This is a genomic window from Corallococcus carmarthensis (assembly GCF_003611695.1).
In the GTDB taxonomy this organism is placed as follows: Bacteria; Myxococcota; Myxococcia; order Myxococcales; family Myxococcaceae; genus Corallococcus; species Corallococcus carmarthensis.
Genome location: NZ_RAWE01000018.1, coordinates 40,245 through 60,120, shown reverse-complemented (window position 1 = coordinate 60,120; position 19,876 = coordinate 40,245). Strand labels below are relative to the sequence as shown.

Annotated in this window: 18 protein-coding genes; 10 read left to right on the top strand and 8 right to left on the bottom strand. The window is 71.3% G+C overall.

The features are described 5' to 3' along the window. Positions 1-13: 13 nt before the first annotated feature. A complete protein-coding gene (locus D7X32_RS08005) occupies positions 14-757 on the top strand; it encodes an iron-containing redox enzyme family protein (protein ID WP_120601907.1) in 744 nt (247 codons plus the stop codon). Between the two features lie 3 nt (positions 758-760). Here the strand turns inward: D7X32_RS08005 and mhpA are convergent, their stop codons facing one another. Next, positions 761-2,401 (bottom strand): bifunctional 3-(3-hydroxy-phenyl)propionate/3-hydroxycinnamic acid hydroxylase MhpA, encoded by a 1,641-nt coding sequence (gene mhpA, locus D7X32_RS08000; protein WP_120601906.1) that lies wholly within the window; start codon positions 2,399-2,401, stop codon positions 761-763. A 445-nt stretch (positions 2,402-2,846) separates the two neighbouring features. Between mhpA and D7X32_RS07995 the strand changes: the two genes are divergently transcribed. After that, a complete protein-coding gene (locus D7X32_RS07995) occupies positions 2,847-3,641 on the top strand; it encodes a class I SAM-dependent methyltransferase (protein ID WP_147450074.1) in 795 nt (264 codons plus the stop codon). 107 nt (positions 3,642-3,748) lie between these two features. Then, positions 3,749-3,949 (top strand): hypothetical protein, encoded by a 201-nt coding sequence (locus tag D7X32_RS07990; protein ID WP_120601904.1) that lies wholly within the window; start codon positions 3,749-3,751, stop codon positions 3,947-3,949. A gap of 68 nt (positions 3,950-4,017) precedes the next feature. Here the strand turns inward: D7X32_RS07990 and D7X32_RS07985 are convergent, their stop codons facing one another. The 7 genes from D7X32_RS07985 to D7X32_RS07955 form a co-directional block, all read right to left on the bottom strand. Further along, positions 4,018-5,343, bottom strand: coding sequence for a cytochrome P450 (locus D7X32_RS07985; protein ID WP_120601903.1), 1,326 nt, complete (start codon positions 5,341-5,343; stop codon positions 4,018-4,020). Between the two features lie 105 nt (positions 5,344-5,448). After that, positions 5,449-6,912, bottom strand: a complete 1,464-nt coding sequence (gene menE / locus D7X32_RS07980) for an o-succinylbenzoate--CoA ligase (RefSeq protein ID WP_120601902.1) — start codon at positions 6,910-6,912, stop codon at positions 5,449-5,451. Between the two features lie 41 nt (positions 6,913-6,953). Then, entirely contained in the window at positions 6,954-8,108 is a 1,155-nt protein-coding gene (gene menC / locus D7X32_RS07975; protein ID WP_120601901.1) for an o-succinylbenzoate synthase, read from the bottom strand. 9 nt (positions 8,109-8,117) lie between these two features. Continuing rightward, entirely contained in the window at positions 8,118-9,038 is a 921-nt protein-coding gene (locus tag D7X32_RS07970; protein WP_120601900.1) for a 1,4-dihydroxy-2-naphthoate polyprenyltransferase, read from the bottom strand. Continuing rightward, the gene (menH, locus tag D7X32_RS07965) at positions 9,035-9,886 is read right to left on the bottom strand and encodes a 2-succinyl-6-hydroxy-2,4-cyclohexadiene-1-carboxylate synthase (RefSeq protein ID WP_120601899.1); all 852 of its coding nucleotides are present in this window, start codon (positions 9,884-9,886) and stop codon (positions 9,035-9,037) included. The genes D7X32_RS07970 and menH overlap by 4 nt, the downstream gene beginning before the upstream one ends. Further along, entirely contained in the window at positions 9,877-11,646 is a 1,770-nt protein-coding gene (gene menD / locus D7X32_RS07960; RefSeq protein WP_120601931.1) for a 2-succinyl-5-enolpyruvyl-6-hydroxy-3-cyclohexene-1-carboxylic-acid synthase, read from the bottom strand. The genes menH and menD overlap by 10 nt, the downstream gene beginning before the upstream one ends. Then, positions 11,646-12,941: an isochorismate synthase gene (locus D7X32_RS07955; protein ID WP_120601898.1), complete on the bottom strand. Its 1,296-nt coding sequence runs from the start codon at positions 12,939-12,941 to the stop codon at positions 11,646-11,648. Before D7X32_RS07955 ends, menD begins: the two co-directional genes overlap by 1 nt. A gap of 147 nt (positions 12,942-13,088) precedes the next feature. On the opposite strand from D7X32_RS07955, the gene aroF reads away from it, so the two are divergent. From aroF to D7X32_RS07920, 7 genes are all read left to right on the top strand, one after another. Further along, complete coding sequence (gene aroF / locus D7X32_RS07950) at positions 13,089-13,985, top strand: 3-deoxy-7-phosphoheptulonate synthase (RefSeq protein ID WP_120601897.1); 897 nt, start codon at positions 13,089-13,091, stop codon at positions 13,983-13,985. Then, positions 13,982-14,671, top strand: a complete 690-nt coding sequence (gene ubiE / locus D7X32_RS07945) for a bifunctional demethylmenaquinone methyltransferase/2-methoxy-6-polyprenyl-1,4-benzoquinol methylase UbiE (protein ID WP_120601896.1) — start codon at positions 13,982-13,984, stop codon at positions 14,669-14,671. The genes aroF and ubiE overlap by 4 nt, the downstream gene beginning before the upstream one ends. 103 nt (positions 14,672-14,774) lie before the next feature. Further along, the gene (locus D7X32_RS07940) at positions 14,775-15,251 is read left to right on the top strand and encodes a shikimate kinase (RefSeq protein ID WP_244238901.1); all 477 of its coding nucleotides are present in this window, start codon (positions 14,775-14,777) and stop codon (positions 15,249-15,251) included. Beyond that, positions 15,251-16,498 (top strand): shikimate dehydrogenase, encoded by a 1,248-nt coding sequence (locus D7X32_RS07935; protein WP_439328992.1) that lies wholly within the window; start codon positions 15,251-15,253, stop codon positions 16,496-16,498. The genes D7X32_RS07940 and D7X32_RS07935 overlap by 1 nt, the downstream gene beginning before the upstream one ends. Next, complete coding sequence (aroC, locus tag D7X32_RS07930; RefSeq protein ID WP_120601893.1) at positions 16,495-17,514, top strand: chorismate synthase; 1,020 nt, start codon at positions 16,495-16,497, stop codon at positions 17,512-17,514. The genes D7X32_RS07935 and aroC overlap by 4 nt, the downstream gene beginning before the upstream one ends. Next, on the top strand, positions 17,511-18,581 hold the full coding sequence (locus D7X32_RS07925; protein WP_120601892.1) for a 3-dehydroquinate synthase: 1,071 nt from the start codon (positions 17,511-17,513) through the stop codon (positions 18,579-18,581). The genes aroC and D7X32_RS07925 overlap by 4 nt, the downstream gene beginning before the upstream one ends. Next, positions 18,578-19,873, top strand: a complete 1,296-nt coding sequence (locus D7X32_RS07920; RefSeq protein ID WP_120601891.1) for a 3-phosphoshikimate 1-carboxyvinyltransferase — start codon at positions 18,578-18,580, stop codon at positions 19,871-19,873. Before D7X32_RS07925 ends, D7X32_RS07920 begins: the two co-directional genes overlap by 4 nt. The last annotated feature ends 3 nt before the right edge of the window (positions 19,874-19,876 follow it).

Genomic DNA, 19,876 nt, shown 5'->3' with positions numbered 1-19,876 from the left:
GGACCCCCACCCCATGAACAAGCCCCTCGTCGAAGAGCAGTACCTCCCCCACGTCACCGACGTCCGTCACCTGCTGGCGACCGGCCCCCACGTGACGACGCTGCTGGATCCGAACGTGGAGCCCGCCCTGCTGGAGGCCTTCCTCATCCAGTTGTGTGCCCTGGGCGTCTACATGACGGAGCCCGTGGACGGGTGGATCCGCCGGGCCGGCGAGGCCTGTGTGAAGGCGGGGATGGTCGACGTGGGCGAGAAGCTGATCACCCACGCCAAGCACGAGGCCGGTCACCACCTGATGATGGTGGAGGACACGAAGAACCTGGTGGCCGGATGGAACGCGCGCCGCTTCCCCAAGCTGGACGCGGAAGCCCTCATGGCGCAGGCCCCCACCCAGGCCATGCAGGAGTACCGGCAGATCCACGAGGACACCATCGCGGGCCCCATGCCGGGCGGCCAGGTCGCCATCGAGTACGAGATCGAAAACCTGTCGGTGGTGTTCGCGCCCCGGCTGATCGAGCAGTGCAAGCGCGTGCTGGGCCCGGACGTGATGAACTCGCTGTCGTTCATCAAGGAGCACGTGGAGCTGGACGTGGGCCACACCGCGCTCAACGAGGTCATGCTCAACAAGCTGCTCGGCCAGAAGCCGGAGCACGCGGCGACCATCGCGAAGACGGGCGCCCGTGCCCTGGACATCTACCTGCGCTTCTACGGCGACTGCATGGCGAAGGCCCGGCAGATTCTCCAGGCCGCCACCGCCTGAGTCTCAGGCCCCCAGCTGCGCCGCGCGGCGCGACCCGCGGCTGCCCCAACGGGTGAGCGGGCGCACGGACTGCTTCAGCGCCGCGTGGACCTGCGCGACGCCCGCGCGGTTCGTGGCCGCGTAGACGTAGCGGTCCGGACGGAGGACGACCAGGTCCGAGCCGTGCTGGGCGAACCACTCGCCCAGCTTGCCCTCCAGGTCCACCACCTCACCCGAGCGGCCCGCGCCGGAGCGCGCCGCCGGCGCCACCGACAGCCACACGCCGCCGATGTCCTCCGCCATCGCCTTGGCGGCCTGCTGGACCTCGGCGGGCGCACCCGGCCGCGTCAGCACCGAGAAGCGGTGGCCGATGACGTCATCCAGCGGGCGCTCCCCTTCCTCGCCGTGCTCCACGCGCGGCTGCGGGAAGTAGGCGCCTTCCGCGGCCTGCTTGGACTTGCCGCGCTTGCCGCCGAAGAGGAACCCTTCCGCGTGGAAGAGGTTCGGCTTCATCTTGTACTCGCGGATGAAGGGGCCGGTGACGGGCATGTGGTACAGCAGCTTGATGAAGGCGTTGCGCGCGCGGGCCATGAACGGGCCGCCCGACGCCAGCATCGCGCCCAGCGAGTCCGACAGGCGCATCATCTCCGCCGCGTGCGGCCGGCGCTCCACCTCGTAGGTGTCCAGGAGCGACGCGTCCGCCGCGCCGCCCAGCACGTGCGCCAGCTTCCAGGTGATGTTCGCCGCGTCGCGCAGGCCGGAGCACAGGCCCTGTCCCAGGAACGGCGGCATCAGGTGCGCCGCGTCCCCGAGCAGGAACACCCGGCCCACCCGCCACTTCTCCGCCATGCGGCTGTGGTAGGCGTAGAGGTTGACGCTCTTCACCTTCACGGAGTCCGGATCGATGAAGGGCGCGATGATGCTCCGCACGTACTCGGGGCTCTTCACGTACTCCAGGTCCTGCCCCGGCTTCACCACCGTGTCGAAGCGCATCTCGTCGTGCGCGGTGCGCGTCACGATGCCCACGCGCTCCGGGCCGCAGGGGTAGTAGGTGAAGTCCGGCGCGGACGACGGCGTCTCCACGGAGATGGCCAGCGCGTGTTCCAGCGCCGTGGTGCCCTCCAGCTTCAGGCCCAGCCGGCGGCGGATGCCGCTCTTGGCGCCGTCGCACGCCAGCAGGTAGCGCGCGCGCACCGTCACGGTGCGGTTGGCGACGGTGTCCTTCACGCGCACGGACACGCCGTCGTCGTCCTGCATGAAGGACTCGACCTCGTGGCCGCGCCACATCGTGACGTGCGAGAAGCGCTCCAGGCCGCGGTGCAGCGCGGCCTCCAGGCGGGGCTGGTTGAACAGCGCCCCGATGTAGTGGCCGTTGGGGCGCTCCACCTTGGTGAAGTCCACCTCGGCGAGCATCCGCATCTCGTCGTCCACGTAGGTCATCTTCAGGCACGGGTGGAAGCCCGGCCCCAGCTCGCCCGTGAGACCCGCGGCCTGGAAGATGCGCTGCGCTTCGTCGTCCGCGTTGATGGCGCGGGACTGGGTGTGCGCGGTGGTCTCCCTCTCGATGACCACGGTGCGCAGGCCGTATTGCCCCAGCAGGTTCGCCGCCATGGCACCCACCGGGCCGCTTCCGACGACGATCACATCAACAGATTCCGGAGCCATTACTCCCTCCCGTTGTGTGCGAGCTGATCCGTTTTGAACCGTGCAACCAGACGACCGAAGCCCCCCTCGGTCGTAAGTAATAATACCTATAAATTCCGACAACCCCACCCCGGATACGCTGTTTCGGCGCATTCCTGGCTGTCTGGGCCCCGAGTCAGAAACACCCGGTCTACCCCATCCCGACTGCCTGATAATCAAACGCACCCCTCGGGAAACCTTGCAGGGACGGATCATCACCTGGGGCTGCTGTCTGGCTTTCGGGCCGTGATTTCCTGCAACGTTTCAAAGTTTCGGAACGGCGGCAGGAATTAGAGGGTTTATTGGAATTCCCAGGCCTGCAGATGTGTGCCGATGCCCCCGGAGGGCGCCTCTTGTACGTCGCTCCGGACTGGGCGACAGTTCGGGAGTCACCTCCCCCCTGAGCCCCTTGGAGCGCCCAGCGATTATGCCCAGACTGCAACTTTTTGAATTAGAGGATCAGCCCTGGTTCCCGAAGGTGCTTCGCCGGGGCGTGACGGACTTCCTGGCGTACGTATGGAGCCTGTCGGACGACCGCTATTCGGAGTTCGTGAAGCGGCTCAAGGGCGCGATGGCGGCGATGGGTGAGACGCAGCTGCTGGACATGGCGTCGGGCAGCGCGGGGCCGGTGCCGAAGCTGCTGGAGATGCTGGAGACGCAGGAGGGCTACCAGGCGACGGCGCTCCTGACGGACCTGTACCCGGAGATCTCCGCGTTCGAGAAGGCGAAGGCGGCGAACCCGGGGCGCATCGACTACGTGACGACGCCGGTGGACGCGACGGCGGTGCCGGCGACGTTCAAGGGCTTCCGCATCATGTGCAACTCGTTCCATCACCTGCCGCCGGACCTGGCGCGCAAGGTGCTGGCGGACGCGGTCGCGCAGCGCCGGGGCATCGCCATCATGGAGCTGGTGGAGCGGCGCGGGCCGGCCATCGCCATGACGGCGGCGGCGCTGATCAACGTCCCCCTGACGACGCCGTTCATCCGCCCGGTGCGCGCGGACCGGCTCGCCCTCACCTACCTCATGCCGCTCATCCCCATCGCGGCGGCGTTCGACGGCGTGGTGTCCTGTCTGCGAACCTATTCCGTGGAGGAGATGCGCGAGCTCACCCACGGTCTGGGCGACGACTACGTGTGGGAGATCGACCGGCTCACCAATCCGGGGAACCCCTTCGGCCTGATGATGCTCATTGGCCGACCTGCCAATGCCTCGCAGGCTTGAAAGGGCTGTTAGCGGGAGGTCACTGACGCCCCAGGCCAACGCAGGGCGTCGTGATTTCCGGGTTTGAAGGGGGTTCAATGGCCGCTCCTTCAACGAGGAGCAGGCTCATGGAATGGCTCGAATTCAAGCGCTGGTCTCCCGAAGTCCAGCACGCGCTGGCACTGCAGGCGGCCCGGTTGGGCCAGACGGCGATGCACGCCGAGCCGCAACGGCCGTCCGCCGCGATGGTCGCCGCGCACCGCCTGTGCACGCTGCTGCGCCAGTATCCGCGCACCAACCCCTGGGGACACCCGGCGTCGGAGTGCTGAGACGCTGACGAAGCACCCGGCCCGTCCGTGGGAACGCCACGGGCGGGGCGGGCGCCTTGCGGGTGGCGTCAGGCCCCGGTGGGGGTCCACCGCACGCGCAGGTGCTGGATGGAGCGGATGGTCAGCGACTGCGTGGCTCCGAACTCCGGGTTCTCCTCCAGCCGCAGGTCCGGGAGGGAATCCAGCAGCATGTTGGTGGCGATGAGGGCCTCCAGCCGGGCCAGCGGCGCTCCGATGCAGAAGTGGATGCCCCGGCCGAAGCCCAGGTGTGTCGGGTGGTGCCGGGAGATGTCGAAGTGCTCCCCGTCCGCGAGCAGCGCGGAGTCACGGCTTCCGGACGCGTAGAGCAGGAGCAGCCGCGAGCCCTTGGGCAGCGCGACGCCCGCGAGCTCCACGTCCTCCAGGGTGGTGCGGATCATCCCGTGCGCCACCGAGTCGAAGCGCAGCGTCTCCTCGATGAGGTGCGGCACCAGCGAGCGATCCGCGCGCAGCCGCTGCCAGAGGCCGGGCTGGAGCAGGGCCTGCTTCCAGCACTGGGCGAGCAGCGCCGTCGTGGTTTCATGGCCCGCCGCCAGCATGCTCCCGGCGATGGCGATGATCAGCTCCGGCAGCGTGAGGGCTTCGCCGTCCGCGTCGGTGGTGACCAGGTAGCTGATCAGGTCGTCGCGGGGCTCGTCCTCCCGGGCGCGGATGAGGCGGGCGACGTAGTGCTGGAAGGTGACCCAGCTGCGCGCCAGCGGCGGCTGCTCCTCCGCGGGGACGCGGGTGAAGATCATCCGGAAGAAGTCGTCGCACCAGCGCTTGATGTCCGCCATGTCCTCCTGGGGCACGCCCGCCATGCCCAGGATGACCCTCACGGGCAGCGGGTACGCGAACTGCGTCACCAGGTCCGCGTGTCCCTTCTGCGCGAAGGCGTGGATCAGCTCCTGGGAGACGGCGCGGATGGGGGCTTCCTGCGCGGCGATGCGCTGGGCGGAGAAGCCCCGTCCCAGCAGCTTGCGCAGCCGGGTGTGCGCCGGCGGATCCGAGTTGATCAGGCTGTCCGCCAGGGGATAGCCCTCGGCGAGCACCGAGAGCGTCTCCGGGGAGAGCACCGACCCCATGTTGCCCAGGTCCGCCGACGAGTAGCGCGACGGATCCTTCAGCACCTGGCAGATGTCTTCGTAACGGCTCACCAGCCACATCCCCAGCATGGGGTTGAAGCTGACGTGAGCGTCCTGTCTCAGCTGCGCGTAGAACGGATGCGGGTCCTCGACATGCGGTCCCGCGAACGGGTTGTACTGGGCTCCCAGATGGGGGCACTTCATGGCGGCTGGGGCCTTGCTGCCGTGCGCGTCGATGTGGCGTGCCTCGGACTGTCCTTCCACCTTCACTGTTTCCACTGCGGTACTCACCTTGAGCTTCCTCTCAGGATCCCCCCACAGCGGAATATTATAACCCAACCTGACAGGTCTTCTCAGCGAGTCCTGTGAACCCCACCCAGCAGGAAATCAGGGCTGTTAGGACCCTGGCTGATACGGGGGATGAGACAGGGCGTGTTTCCGGAGGACGGCGCGCTCCACCTTGCTCATCGCGTTCCGAGGCAATGTTTCAACTGAAACAAAGCGGGTGGGGACCTTGAAGCGCGCGAGCGACTGCCGGCACCACGCGTCCAGGTCTCCGGGCAGGGCATGGCCGGGGCGCAGGACGACGAAGGCGACGGGGACTTCACCCCAGTGCGGATCCGGCACGCCGACGATGGCGGACTCCAGGATGGCCGGGTGGTTGGCGAGGACGGCTTCGATCTCCGCCGGGTAGAGGTTCTCCCCTCCCCGCACGATGAGGTCCGTGCGGCGCGACAGGAGGGTGAGGCGCCCCTTCGCGTCCAGGACGCCTACGTCCCGGGTTCGCAACCAGCCGTCGTGGAAGGCGTCTCGCGTGGCATCGCGCTGGCGCCAATAGCGGGCCATGAGCGTGGGGCCCCGGACCTCCACGTCGCCTTCCTGTCCCTCACCGAGCGTCGTGCCGTCCGTCCCGACGATGCGGACCTCCAATCCCGGCAGGGGTGGACCCGCGGTGCGGCCATCCGCTTCCGTGGGACGCTCGGTGGTGACCTGGGAGCAGGCCTCGGTGAGGCCGTAGGTCTGGAGGGCCAGGAGTCCCGCGGCACGGGCCCGTGTGAGCAGCGCCGTGGGGACGGGACCGCCGCCAATCAGCGCGCACTGGAAGGTGGCGGGCAGCTTGCGGTCCTGCCTCGCGTCCAGCACCCGCTCCAGCGTGGTGGCGACGAAGCTGGCGTGTGAAGTGCCCTCCGTGTCGATGGCGCGGTTGACCGCGTCCGCGTCGAAGCGCTCGTGCAGGAGGAGGCAGCCGCCCTCGTACGCGGTGCGCGTCAGCATGGCCAGACCGCCGACGTGGAACAGCGGCAGCGTGCCCAGCCAGCGCGGCGCGGGGTGCGCGCCCAGGTTCGCGGCCGAGGCCCGGCACGAGGCGCGAAAGGCGCCTTCCGTGAGCACGGCGCCCTTGGGCCTCCCCGTCGTCCCGCTGGTGAAGAGGATGACCCGGGGCGTGTCCGCGTCCCAGGCTCGTACGGGTACGGAGTGCGCCGCGACGCCCTCCAGGAAGGACTCCAGGGACTCCGCTCCGGGAAGCCGGTCGCGCAGGGCGTTGAGTGCCAGGTTGAGGCGAGGCTCGACGGCCTCCAGCAGGGGCCGCAGCTCCGCCGGGGTGAGCCGGGCGTTGAGCGGCGCGAACACCGCGCCCAGGCGGCCCAGGGCCCAGAAGAGGAAGGTCACCGACGGGTGGCTCGTGGACAGCAGCGCCACGCGGTCCCCCTGATCCACTCCGTGCGCGGCCAGCGCTGCTGTCCAGCGCGCCACCTCTTCGTCCAGCGCCCGGAAGGTCCAGGTCTGTCCCGTGAAGCGCAGCGCCTCCGCTTCGGGATGCCGGCGCGCGCCTTCGCGGATGGGGCAGTCGTAGGTCATGGCCTGGCGTCTCCGAGGCTGGGACGGCCGGAGCGCATGGCTCAGCGGTCCCGGATGAGGTCCGGGTTCAGCCCCAGCCCGGGCAGGTCGCGCAGCCGGATGAGTCCCCGCTGGGGTTGATAGGGATGATCCCTCGGCTCGTCCGCGAAGAGCCGCCCCACGGCGAGCCCGGAGGCCAACTCTCCTGACGGCAGCGCGGACGCCAGGTGCGCGGCGCCCGCACGGGCCACCACGCCGTCGATGGAGCTGGTGACGAACGCGTGCATGCCCAGGTGGGCCGCACGCAGCGCCACCACCATGGAGGGCAGCAACCCTCCGAGCACCATCGGCTTGATCACCACCGCGCCCACCGCCGGCCCGCCGCCCAGGTCCATTGTGAGGAGCGTGCGCACCGAGGCGGGCGTGGCGAGCGTCTCATCCGCGGCGATGAGGCACGGGGCACGGCGCTGCACGCGCCACAGCGCCTGCAGGTCCTCGGGATGGGTGGGCTGCTCCACCAGCTCCAGGTCGTACCAGCCCAGCCGATCCAGGGCGCGGTTGGCTTCGGGCTCAGTCCAGCCGCCGTTCGCGTCCAGGCGCAGACGCACGCGGGGGCCCACCGCGTCGCGCACGGCGCGCACCCGGGCTTCGTCCTCGTCCAGCGAGCGGCCCGCGACCTTCACCTTCAGCGTCTGGTAGCCCTCCTCCACCGCCGCTCGCGCTTCGTGGGCCAGGGCCTCGGGCTCCACGGCGCTCAGCAGCGCGTTCACCAGGACCTCCTGCCTCGCCTCCTCCGCGAGCAGCCAGCACAAGGGCACACCCTTGCGCTGGGCCAGCAGGTCCAGCAGCGCCAGTTCCAGGCCGTGCTGCGCGGCGGGGACGGGCTCCTCGATGTCGATGCCGCGGAGCCGCGCACCGTGCTGGCGCACTTCCTCACTGGCCGACGGCACGAGCGTGGCTTCGATGCCCTCGATGCTGTCCTCCAGCGACTGGCCCTTGAGGGACCCCAGCCACCCGCGCAGCACCGTGTGCGTGGTGGCCAGTGACTCCGTGCCGAACTCGGGCAGCGGCATCGCCTCGCCCTGCCCCACGTGGCCGTCCTCGTCGCGCAATCGCACGAGGAACCCGTCGCGCGTGGCGTACGAGCCCCTCGCCGTCTTCAGGGGGGTGGAGAGCGCGAGGTGCAGCGGGGTGAGCGTTGCTTCGGTGATGCGCATGACAACCCTTCAGCGCAGGTACAGCCCCACCGCGAACAGCAGCCCGAACACCATCTGCAGGCGTGCCGTCCCGCCCAGCGCGGGGTTGAGCGCGGCGCCCTCCGCCTTCAGCATCAGCTTCAGCGGCGGCACCACCAACGGCAGGCTCAGGAGCGGCAGGAAGACCCAGGCGCTCGCGTAGCCCCTGGCGAACAGGATGAACGGCGTGACGTAGGAGGCCACCAGCAGCAGCACGTACTCCGCGCGGCCGAAGCCCTGGCCGAAGCGCACCACCACCGTGCGCTTGCCGGCCTTCACGTCCGTGCTCGCGTCGCGCTGGTTGTTCACCACGATGAGGCACGTGCCGATGGCGCCCACCGGCAGCGACACCCACCAGGCCGCCGGGGCCACGAAGCCGGCCTGCACGTAGTACGTGCCCGTCACCGCGACGATGCCGAAGAAGATGAGCACGAACAGGTCGCCCAGGCCGTGGTAGCCCAGCGGATACGGGCCGCCCGTGTACGCGTAGCCGCACACCAGCGAGGCCACCCCGATGAACACGATGGGCCAGCCGCCCACCGCCACCAGGTACAGCCCCACCAGCGTCGCCAGCGCGAAGCACACGAGGCCGCCCAGCAGCACCGTGCCCGGCGCGATGAGCCCGCTCTGCGTCACGCGCTTGGGCCCCAGGCGCTCCTCGGTGTCCGCGCCCTTCTTGTAGTCATAGAAGTCGTTGATGAAGTTGGTGCCGATCTGGATCAGCACCGCGCCCAGCAGCGCCGCGAGCGCGGGCAACAGGCGCCCCACGCCGTTGCTGTACGCGAGCGCCGTGGCCACCAGCACCGGCACCGCGCCGGCGGTCAGCGTCTTCGGACGCACGGCCATCAGCCACGTCTTCAGCGTGGGCCGGGGAGGCACCGCACCGGAGGGATTGCTCACCAGGGTCGTCACGAGTGGGTCGCCTCTCGCGCCAGGATGGCGGATTCGAACTGCGGCGCTTCGTACCAGGGCGTCTGGAGGAACGAGAGCACTTCGCGCACGTACGCCTCCGGCGCCTCCAGGTGCGGGGCATGCGTGACCCCGGCGAACGCGTGGCGCCACACCACCGGCAGCTCCGCCGCCATGCGCCGCGCCAGGGTCGTGAACTTCACGTCCTGATCCCCGGTGAGCAGCAGCGTGGGCAGCCGCTGACGGTGCAGCGCCGGCCAGTAGTCCGGCTGCACGCCCAGGCCCAGGGTCTCCAACGCCCCGGCGAGCCCTTCCCTCGTGCACGCCTTGCGGCGCTCGCGCAGCGCGGACTGCTCCGGATCCGGCAGGCGGCGCAGCCCGTCGAAGAGGGGCAGCGCTTCCCACCGGTCCACGAAGGCATCCACGCCCTTCGTGCGGATGAAGTCCACGAGCTTGGCGTCCGCCTCGCGCCGTTCGGAGCGCTCCTGACGGCGGTGCAGGCCGGGCGAGCCGCTCTCCATGATCAGCCGGCCGAAGCACTCCGGCGCGCGCACCGCGGCGCCCAGCGCCAGCCGCGCACCCTGCGAATAGCCGAGCAGATCCACCTGGCCGCCCAGCTCGCGCGCCAGTTGGACGACGGCGTCCACCGTCTCCAGGAAGCCGTCGCGCCCCGTCTTCTCCGGCAGCGGCGTGCGGCCGTGGCCGGGAAGGTCCACCGCCACCACGCGCACGGAGCGGCCGAGCAGCGGATGCAGGTGTCCGAACGAGGCGCCGCTGCCGGTGAAGCCGTGCAGCGCCAGGAGCGTATGGGGGCCTTCGCCCCAGGTGTCATAAGCGAGCGTCACGCCCATGGTCCTTCTCCCAGTGCGGCGGCCATCCGCGCATAGAGGTGCCGGTGCGCAGCCACGTTGGTGGTCCGGTCCACCTGGACCTCCACCAGGTGGAGGCCACCCTCCAGCCCGGTGCGCACCGCCGCACGCAGGGCCGCGGGCGTCGTGGGCCGCTCGAAGCGAGCACCCGCGAGCGCCGCCGCGTGCGACAGGTCCACGCCATGCGGCGTGCCGAAGAGGGTCTCGAACTCGTCCGGCTTCGCCACCTGCGCCAATGGCAGGAAGGAGAAGATGCCGCCGCCGTCGTTGTTCACCACCACGACCGTCAGGGGCACGCGCGCCCGCGCCGCCGTGACGAGCCCGCCCACGTCGTGCAGGAGCGCCAGGTCGCCGGACAGCAGCACCGCGGGCCTGCCGGCCGCCGCGGCCATGCCCGCCGCGCTGGACACGATGCCGTCGATGCCGTTGGCCCCCCGGTTCGCCAGCACGCGCAGCGGCACACAGCCACCGTGCGCGAAGGCATCCACCGCGCGGATGGGCATGCTGCTGGACACGAAGAACAGCGCGTTCGCCGGCAGCGCCGCCACCACCTCGCGCGCCAGCCGGGGCTCGGTCAATGCCTCGGACTGCTCACCGAGCGCCGCCTCCAGCGCGCTGCGGGCCATCCGCTCCGCGTTCACGAAGTCCTGCGCCCAGCGGCCGGGGCCTCTCGACAGCCCTTCCGTCAGCGCCCGGCACGCGAGCACCGCGTTGCCTTCCACCACCCGCGCGGCCCGGTGCGCCGGGTCGTACAGCGCGCTTTCGTCGCTGAAGACGGTGATGTCCGCGCCGGAGGTGTCCAGCCACTGCTGCGGCGACTTGGGCGTCAGGCCTCCGCCGAAACGCAGCACCAGCTCCGGCGTGTGGCTCCGCGTGAACGGTTCATGGCGGAGGAGCGCGTCGTAGAGCGACACCGTCAGCGGGCCGCCGCCATAGCGCGCCTGGGATGTGGCCTCCGCGAGCACCGGGTAGCCTGTCGCCAGGCTCAGCGCGGCGATGGCCTCCGCGAAGCCGTCGTCCTCGTCGCGGGGACCACACACGATGACGCCGCGCTCGGTGGCGGCGATGCGGGCGCGTACGGCGTCCAGCGCCTCGGCGTCCGGGGCCCGCGACGCCGGCAGGATGCGGGTGATGGGAGCGTCCGCCCGCCCTTCCCTCGCGAGCGCCGTCAGCTTCTCCGCGCCGAAGTCCTGCGGAATGGGCGCCAGCGGTTCGCGGAACGGCACGTTGAGTTGCACGGCGCCCCGGGGCGCGCGGCACGCGGTGCTCACCGCGCGGGCGGCCGTGGCCCGCAGGTGCGCGATGGCCGGACTGTTCGCCTCGGGCATGCCCACGTCCGCGAACAGCCGCGCGAAGTCTCCGTAGAAACGGCCCTGGGGCACCGTCTGCGGCGCGCCCCAGCCCTGCAGTTCCAGCGGGCGGTCCGCCGTGAGGATGACCAGCGGCACCTGGGCCATGGCCGCCTCGATGACGGCCGGGAAGAAGTGCGCGCCCGCCGAACCGCTCGTCGCGACCAGAACCACCGGCTGGCGCGACTGCTTGGCCATGCCCAGCGCGAAGAAGCCCGCGCTCCGCTCGTCGATGACGGACCAGACGCGCAGGCCCGGCGTGTGCGCGCACGCGAGCGCCAGCGCCGACGAACGGGAGCCCGGACACACCACCGCGTGCCGGACGCCGCCCCGCACCAGCTCCTCCAGCAGCGCACGCGACCACAGCACGTTGAGGTTGGTGTCCAGGGACATCACCGGCCCCCCAGCGCGCGCAGCATGGCCAGACTCTTCATCTCCGTCTCCCGCCACTCGGACTCCGCGCTGGAGCCCGCGACGATGCCCGCGCCCACGAAGAGCCGGGCCTTCGCACCGCGCACCAGCGCCGAGCGCAACGCCACCACCAGGTGTGCGCGTCCGGGGCCCACCCAGCCCACCGGCCCCGCGTACCAACCCCGGTCCAACGACTCGTGCTCCACCAGGAACGACAGCGCGCGCTCGCGCGGCGTGCCGCCCACCGCCGGCGTGGGGTGCAGCGCGGTGACGACCCGCGCGGTGTCCACTCCTTCCGCCAGCTCCGCGCGGATGCCCGTGCGCAGGTGCACCACGTTCTTCAGCGCGAGCACCGACGGCTGCGCGTCCGCGGACACGCTCGCCGCCACCGGCGTCAGCGCCTGGAGGATGTAGCGCACCACCGCGTCATGCTCGCGCCGGTCCTTGTCGCTGGCGTCCAGCGCCTCCGCGCCACCCGGTGCCGCGGATCCCGCGAGCGCCTCCGTCTCCAGCCGCCGCCCGTCCACCCGGCACAGCGTCTCCGGCGTCGCGCCCAGGAAGCCCGTGCCGTCCGGCGCGCGGAAGAGGAACGTCGCGCAGCGCGGGTTCTGCTCGCGCAGGCGCGCCAGCACATCCACCACGTCGAAGGGGGCCGGCCCTTCCGCATCCAGCGCCCGCGCCAGCACCACCTTGTGCAACTGGCCCGCGCCAATGGCCTCCACCGCGCGATCCACCAGCGCCTCGAAGTCCGGCCGCGACGAGGCCGTGCGCAGCGCCACCGGCTCGCCCACCGGGTGCCGGTAGGCCTGAGGAAAGGACGCCCGCACGCGCTCCAGCCGCGAGCGCACCACGTCCTCCGCGCCAGGCACTTCCAGCGCGAAGACCGCGACCGCCAGCGCGCTGCCATCGCGCCACACCAGCACCTCCGGCAGCGTCCAGCGCGCCAGTCCGTGCGAGCGCCACGCGCCATCCACCGGTTCCGTCGGGCTGAAACGCATGCCGCCGAACCAGGGGCCCGGCAACAGAGGAGACGCCGCGTCCAACCACCGCACGCTGTCCTGCCCGAGCGCACCGAGCACCGCCGGCAACTCGCCCGGTGCATGCGCTTCCAGGACACCCGCTTCGCCCCATCCCGCCACCGCCTCGCGTGCCACCGGCCGCTCCCAATACACGGAAGGAACGCCGAGGCTGCCTGCTCCAGCCAGCGGATCCACTCCCGCCAGGGGCATCATCCCGGCGACCCATCGCGGGCCCTCAGCGGGACTGAGCGGCGTCATCAGCCATTCTCCTGCACCTCGGGGGATGCGAGTGACATCACCTTCGATTGTCTTCTAAGCGATCTCGGCTATACATGCACCAAGGAGTTCAAAACCGCTTGAACTCCATGGAATCTGAATTCCCGTAACTCCAGCGAAGGAGCCATTGTGGGAGGCCAGCAGCCAGAGGACCCAGCCGGGCGGCGTGACCCGGGTGCACACCGCGTCCTTCGCGCAGCGCGTCCAGAGGGCACCCGCGTCCGCGTAGGGGCCGTGGAGGTGGGTGGCCCCGGCTTCGTGGTGATGGCGGGGCCGTGCGCGGTGGAGGGCGCGGAGCAGTTGGAACTGGCGGCACGCGCGGTGGCGCAGGCGGGTGCGCACCTCCTGCGCGGAGGCGTGTTCAAGCCGCGCACCAGTCCATACGCTTTCCAGGGCATGGGGGAGCCGGGGCTGAAGCTGTTGGTGGACGCCGGCCGGAGGCACGGCCTGCCCATCATCAGCGAGGTGATGGAGACGGAGCAACTGCCCCTCATGGCGGAGCACTCGGACATCCTCCAGGTGGGCGCGCGGAACATGCAGAACTTCGGGCTCTTGCGCGCGCTGGGCCGGCTGCGCAAGCCGGTGCTGCTCAAGCGCGGGCTGTCCGCCACGGTGCAGGAGTGGCTCAACGCCGCTGAATACATCCTGGCGGGCGGCAACGAGCAGGTGCTGCTGTGCGAGCGCGGCATCCGCACCTTCGAGACGTCGATGCGCAACACGCTGGACCTGGCCGCGGTGGCGTGGGCGAAGGAGCGCACGCACCTGCCGGTCATCGTGGATCCGTCGCATGCCACGGGCATCCCGTCGCTCATCACGCCCATGTCGCTGGCGGCGGCGGCCTGCGGGGCGGATGGATTGTTGATTGAAGTCCATCCCCGGCCGGAGCAAGCACTGTGCGACGGGCAGCAGGCGATGTCGCCCGGGGATTTCGCTACGTTGATGCAGCGGCTGCCGGGCGTGCTCGCCGCGGTGGACCGTCACCTTTGGACGCCGGCGGTGCCGGCACAGATCGCGGGGGCGCGATGAGTACCGAAGTCCGTCAGATGTTCTCCTCCATCGCCACGCGCTACGACGTGACGAACGAAGTCCTCTCCTTCGGCATCCACCGGCTGTGGCGGCGCACGGCGGTGAAGCTCAGCGGCGCGAAGGAAGGCAGCCAGGTGCTCGACTGCGCCACCGGCACGGGTGACCTGGCGCTGTCGTTCAAGCGCAAGGTGGGGTCCACGGGCCGCGTGGTGGGCACGGACTTCTGCCCGGAGATGCTGGAGAGCGCGCCGGCCAAGGCGGCCAAGGCGGGGCTGGAGGTGGAGTTCCAGGTGCAGGACGCCATGGCGCTCACCTTGCCGGACAACAGCTTCGACGTGGCGTCCATCTCCTTCGGCATCCGCAACGTGGATGATCCGGTGAAGTGCCTCCAGGAGATGGCGCGCGTGGTGCGCCCCGGGGGCCGCGTGGTGGTGCTGGAGTTCGGCCAGCCCACGGGCCCCTACGGCGCGCTGTTCCGCTTCTACAGCAAGACGGTGATGCCGGCGATTGGCGGCCTGCTCACGGGCAACCGCGCGGCGTACCAGTACCTGCCCCGCACCGCCGCGGCCTTCCCCGCCGGCGAGCGCTTCCTCTCCCTGATGGACCAGGCCGGCGCCTACTCCGAGCGCGCCGCCCACCCCCTGCTGTTTGGAACCGCCTACGTCTATGTCGGCACCGTCCGTTGAGGCACGACGCCTCCTTGTTTCCCAAGTCGTCGCGTCGGTAGACCCCAGACTCCAGCAGGCGCTCCAGGGGGCCCTTTCGTCCCCGGGGCCCTGCCCCCGCCCGGTGGGCACGCAGACCGTCGTCATCGCCGGGCACCGCGCCGCCGGGAAGACCCGCCTGTTGCCGCTCGTCTCGAAGCTGCTCGGGCGGGCCGGGTTGGATCTGGACGCGGAGCTGGAGCGCCGGCACGGGCGCCCGCTCCGCTCCTGGGTCGCGGAGTCCCCCACCACCTTCCGCGCCGCTGAGCGCGAGACGCTGGGCCTCCTGCCCGCGGGCAGCGTGGTGGCGGTGGGTGGCGGCTTCCTGTCGCATCATCCGGAAGCGCTCGCGGGGCACTTCACGCTCGTCGTCCCCGTCACCTTCGACACGTACCGCGAGCGGCTGACGGCGGACACCACGCGCCCTCGGCTGCGCACGGACGTGCCGCTGGAGGAGGAGCTCCACTCGCTGTTCCACGAACGCGAGGCGCTGCACGCCCGCGTCCCCACCATCTCCCTGGCGGACTTCCTCCGGGGCTGTCTTGCCCAGGAGCCCGCGTGATGGCCACCCGGCGCATCATCACCCTGCCCCCCACCCTCACCGGCGCGGACGCCGAGGCCTTCGCGCGCGACGGCCTCAAGCGGGGCGCGGACGTCATCGAGGTGCGCACCGACCTGCACGCCCCCGGCGACATCGACCCGGACGCGCTCGCCCGCGTGATGCCGCTGCTCGTCTCCGAGCGGGGCAAGCCGCTGCCCGCCCCCTGGATCCAGGCGGCGTGGCGCGTGGACCGGGACGTGGAGCGCGCGCAGGACATGGACGCGCCGCCGGGCAAGCTGCTCGCGTCGCACCACGCGGAAGGGCCGCTGACGACGGCGGAGGCGCTCAGGCGCTGGTCCCGTCCCATCCCCCCGGATGCGCTGGTGAAGCACGTGGAGCCCATGGACGGGCCCGCGCACCTGGACGTGCTGCTGGAGACGCAAGCCCAACTGTCGCAGCGCTTCGGCTCAGAGCGCGTCACCGTGCTGGGCATGGGGCCCGTCGCCATCCCGGCGCGCGCGGTGCTCTCACGCAGGAACGGCCTGGAGTACGTGGCCATGGGCGGCCCGTGGACGGCGGCCCCCGGACAGCGCCTGCTGGACGACGTGGTGCGCGAGCACCGCAAGGTGAAGGACCCGCACGCGCTGCGCCTGGGCATCCTGGGCACGTCCATTCCCCACTCGCGCTCGCCGCGCATCCACCGCCAGCCGTTCGACCGCATCGACCTGGCGGAGGACGCGCCGGTGGAGGCGGTGGTGGACGCGCTGCTGCCGCACTACGCGGGCTTCGCGGTGACGAGCCCGTTCAAGATGCGGCTCGCGAAGCACAGCGGTTCGGCACTGGAGGCCATCAACACGCTGGTGCGCCGGGGTACGCGGTGGGAGTCCTTCAACACCGACACCGAGGGCGCCCGCGCGGTGCTGGAGCGCCTGGGCGCGAAGGACGTGGCGGTGCTGGGCGATGGCGGCTCCACGCAGGCCCTGCGGCTGGTGGCCGCTGAACAGGGACTCGCCCTGCGGGTCGTGCGGCGGGCGGAGATTCAAACGCCGCTGACGGGGGATTGGGTCTGGACCTGGCCAGACCGGGTGGCCCCGCCCGAAAACCTGAGATTCCACGGGGCACGCGTGGCGGTGATCGCATACGGTGCGCCCGGCCGGCGCGTCGCCGCGGAGATCGTTCGCCGCGGGGGCACCCCTCTCCTGCTAGGTGCGGCGTGGTTCGTCGCCCAGGCCCGGCGGCAGCGACAACTCTGGGAAACGGCGACATGAATACCTTTGGCACCCTCTTCCGGCTGACCACCTTTGGCGAAAGCCATGGTCCGGCGCTGGGCTCCGTCATCGACGGCTGCCCCGCGGGCGTTCCGCTCACGCGCGACATGCTCCAGGCGGCGCTGGACCGCCGGCGTCCCGGCCAGTCCGCGCTCGTCACGGCACGCAACGAGCCGGACACCGTCGAAATCCTGTCCGGCGTCTTCCAGGACAAGACGCTGGGCACGCCCATCGCGGCCATCGTGCGCAACACGAACCAGCGCTCGCAGGACTACAACCAGCTGGCCAGCGTGGACCGGCCCGGTCACGCGGACGCCGTGTGGCGGGAACGCTACAAGCACCGCGACCACCGCGGCGGCGGCCGGACCAGCGGCCGTGAGACGCTCTGCCGCGTCATCGGTGGCACCATCGCGGAGGCCTACCTCGCGCGCGACCTGCCCTCGCTGAGCACCGTCGCCTACGTCTCCCAGGTGGGTGAGCTGGTCGCCTCCGTTCCCGCGCCGGGCCTCACCCGCGCGATGGTGGACGGGCACGCCACCCGCTGCCCGGACGCCGCCGTGAACGAGGAGATGTCCCGCCGGATCCTCGCCGCGAAGGAGGCCGGGGACAGCCTGGGCGGCGCCATCGACGTGCGCGTGGAGGGCCTGCCCGTCGGTCTGGGCGAGCCCATCTTCGGCAAGCTGAAGGCGCTCATCGCGCAGGCGCTGGGCAGCATCGGCGCCGTCACCGGTGTCGTGTGGGGCCCGCCGGATCTGCTCCAGCGCATCGGCCAGCCCGGCACGCAGTTCCACGCCGTGAAGGACGCGTACGGTGGCATCCAGGGTGGACTCGCCAACGGTGAGCCCATGCAGGTGCGCGCCTTCTTCAAGCCCCCCGCGACGCTCGCGGATCACGCCAAGGGCGGCCGTCACGACCCGTGCATCATGCCCCGCGCCGTCCCGGTGCTGGAGGCCATGGTGTCGCTCGTCATCGCCGACCTCGTCCAGCAACTCAACGCCCGCCCCCACTCCGCATGAGCCCGCTTCCTCCCGGTTCCTACCGCCCCCCTGCCGACCGCTGGGGTTCCTTCACGAAGCTCGTCGCGAAGCTGCCCGAAGGCAGCGTCGCCGTGGTGGACCGCACCGTCGCGCGCTTCCACCCCACGCTCATCCCCGCGCTGGAGGCCCGCAAGCCGCGCGCCATCATCCAGCTGGTCGGCGGTGAGCGCGCCAAGAGCCTCGCGTCACTGCAGAAGGTGCTCGCGGGCGGCATCACGCTGCCGCGCTCCGGCACGCTCGTCGCCGTGGGCGGTGGCACCGTGGGCGACGTCGCCACCGTGGGCGCGCACCTGCTCAAGCGCGGCGTGCGGCTGGTGCAGGTGCCCACCACGCTGCTCGCGGCGGTGGACAGCAGCCTGGGCGGCAAGGGCGCGGTGGACCTCGTCGTGCGCGGCCGCGTGGTGAAGAACCCCGCGGGCGTCTTCCACTACGCGGATGAGACCTGGCTGTGCCCGGAGCTGTACGCCACGCTGTCCGACGCGCAGGTGCGCGAGGGCTCCATCGAGGCGTGGAAGATGGTCGCGTCGCTGGATGCGTCCCTCTTCAAGCGCTACGTGCGCACGCCGCCGTCGCTGGAGAAGCTGGTGAAGGACGCGCGCGGCCTGAAGGAAGGCGTCTGCGCGAAGGACCCCTACGAGCACCAGGGCCTGCGCCGCGTGCTCAACTTCGGCCACACCTTCGGCCACGTGCTGGAGAGCCTGTCGCGCTTCAAGCTGTCGCACGGCGACGCGGTGGGCCTGGGCATCCTCTGGGCCCTGGACGTGGGCCGGCACCTGGGCATCACCCCGGAGCCGGTGGCGCACGAAGTGGAACGCGCGCTGGCCAGAGGCCCGGGTGTGCTGGGCCGCGACCGCGCCGCGGAGCTGGCCCACCGCGCGTCGCTGAAGGACGTGGTCGCGCTCCTGGACGCCGACAAGAAGGCCGGCGCGAACGGCGAGCTGCGCATGGTGCTGCTCACCGCCGTGGGCACCGCCGAAGTCGTGGATGTGTTGCCGAAGACGTGGCGGGCCCTGTGGCCCGCCTGGACCCGAGGAGCCCGCCCTTGAGCCACGCCTCGCCGAACCGCCTGACCGTCGACCCGAGCGCCTTGAGCGCCTCACCGCTCACCCCGCCCGTGTCGAAGTCGGACGCCCAGCGAGCCCTGGTGTTGGGACACCTCACGGGCGCCTGGCCGCTGCCGTCGGTGCAGGCGGAATCGGACGAGGACCTTCCCGCCGACGTGCGCGTGCTGCGCCGGGGCGTGGAGGCCCTGCGCCTTCCCCCCGGTCCCGTGCGCGACGTGGACTGCGCGGATGGCGGCGCCCCCTTTCGCATCCTGGTGACCCAGGCCGCGGTGACGCCCGGTGCGCGCGTGCGCTTCACCGGCACGCCCCGCCTGGGCGAGCGCCCGCACGGCCCGCTCTTCACGTCGCTGAAGCAGGCCCTGGGCCCCGCGGGCCTGACGCTCACCGAAGGCACCCCGTGGCCGGTGGAGCTGCACGCGCCCCAGGACACGGCGAAGGTACCGCCGGTGTTCCGGGTGCCGGGCGCGCAGAGCAGCCAGTACGCCTCCAGCCTGCTGCTGGGCTGCGCGGAGCGGTTCCTGCGGGAGAAGCGCGCGTGGAGCGTGGAGATCGAAGGCACGCTCACCAGCGCCGGCTACATGGACCTCACGGTGGCGTGGCTGCGCCGCTTCGGCTTCACCGTGGAGCAGTCCGAAGGTCACTATTCGGTCACGGGCTATCAGGCGCCTGAATCCGTGCCATCACTGCCGGGCGATTGGTCCTCGCTGGGGTACCTGGTGCTCATCGCCTGGCGCACGGGCGGCACCGTGGAGCGCGCGGAGCCCGAGAGCGCCCACCCGGACCAGGCGATCCTCCGGCTGGCCGCTGACGTGGGCCTGAAGATGATCCCCGCGGGCGCGCCCAACACCTGGCGCTTCGGGGGCGAGGCCACGGGCGAGCTGCGGGCCACGGGCAAGGAGTGCCCGGACCTGCTGCCCACGCTGGCGGCGCTCGCGTGCGTGCTGCCCCGGCCCACGACGCTCACGGACGTGGGCATCCTGCGGGTCAAGGAGAGCGACCGCCTGGAGGGAATCCGCACGCTGGTGGCGGCCTACGGCGGCACCACGGAACTGTCGGCCGGAGCCGACACCGAGACGCTCCGCATCCTCCCGCCGAAGGTGAAGCCCGCGCGCTTCGCCATGGACAGCCGGGGTGACCACCGCCTGGCGATGTCAGCGGCCACCCTGTGTGTGCTGTCCGGGGTGCCTCTGGATCTGACGGGGCCGGAGTGCGTGGAGAAGAGCTTCCCGGGCTTCTGGCGGCAGCTGGCGCGCGCGGGAGTCCGGTATTCCTGAGCA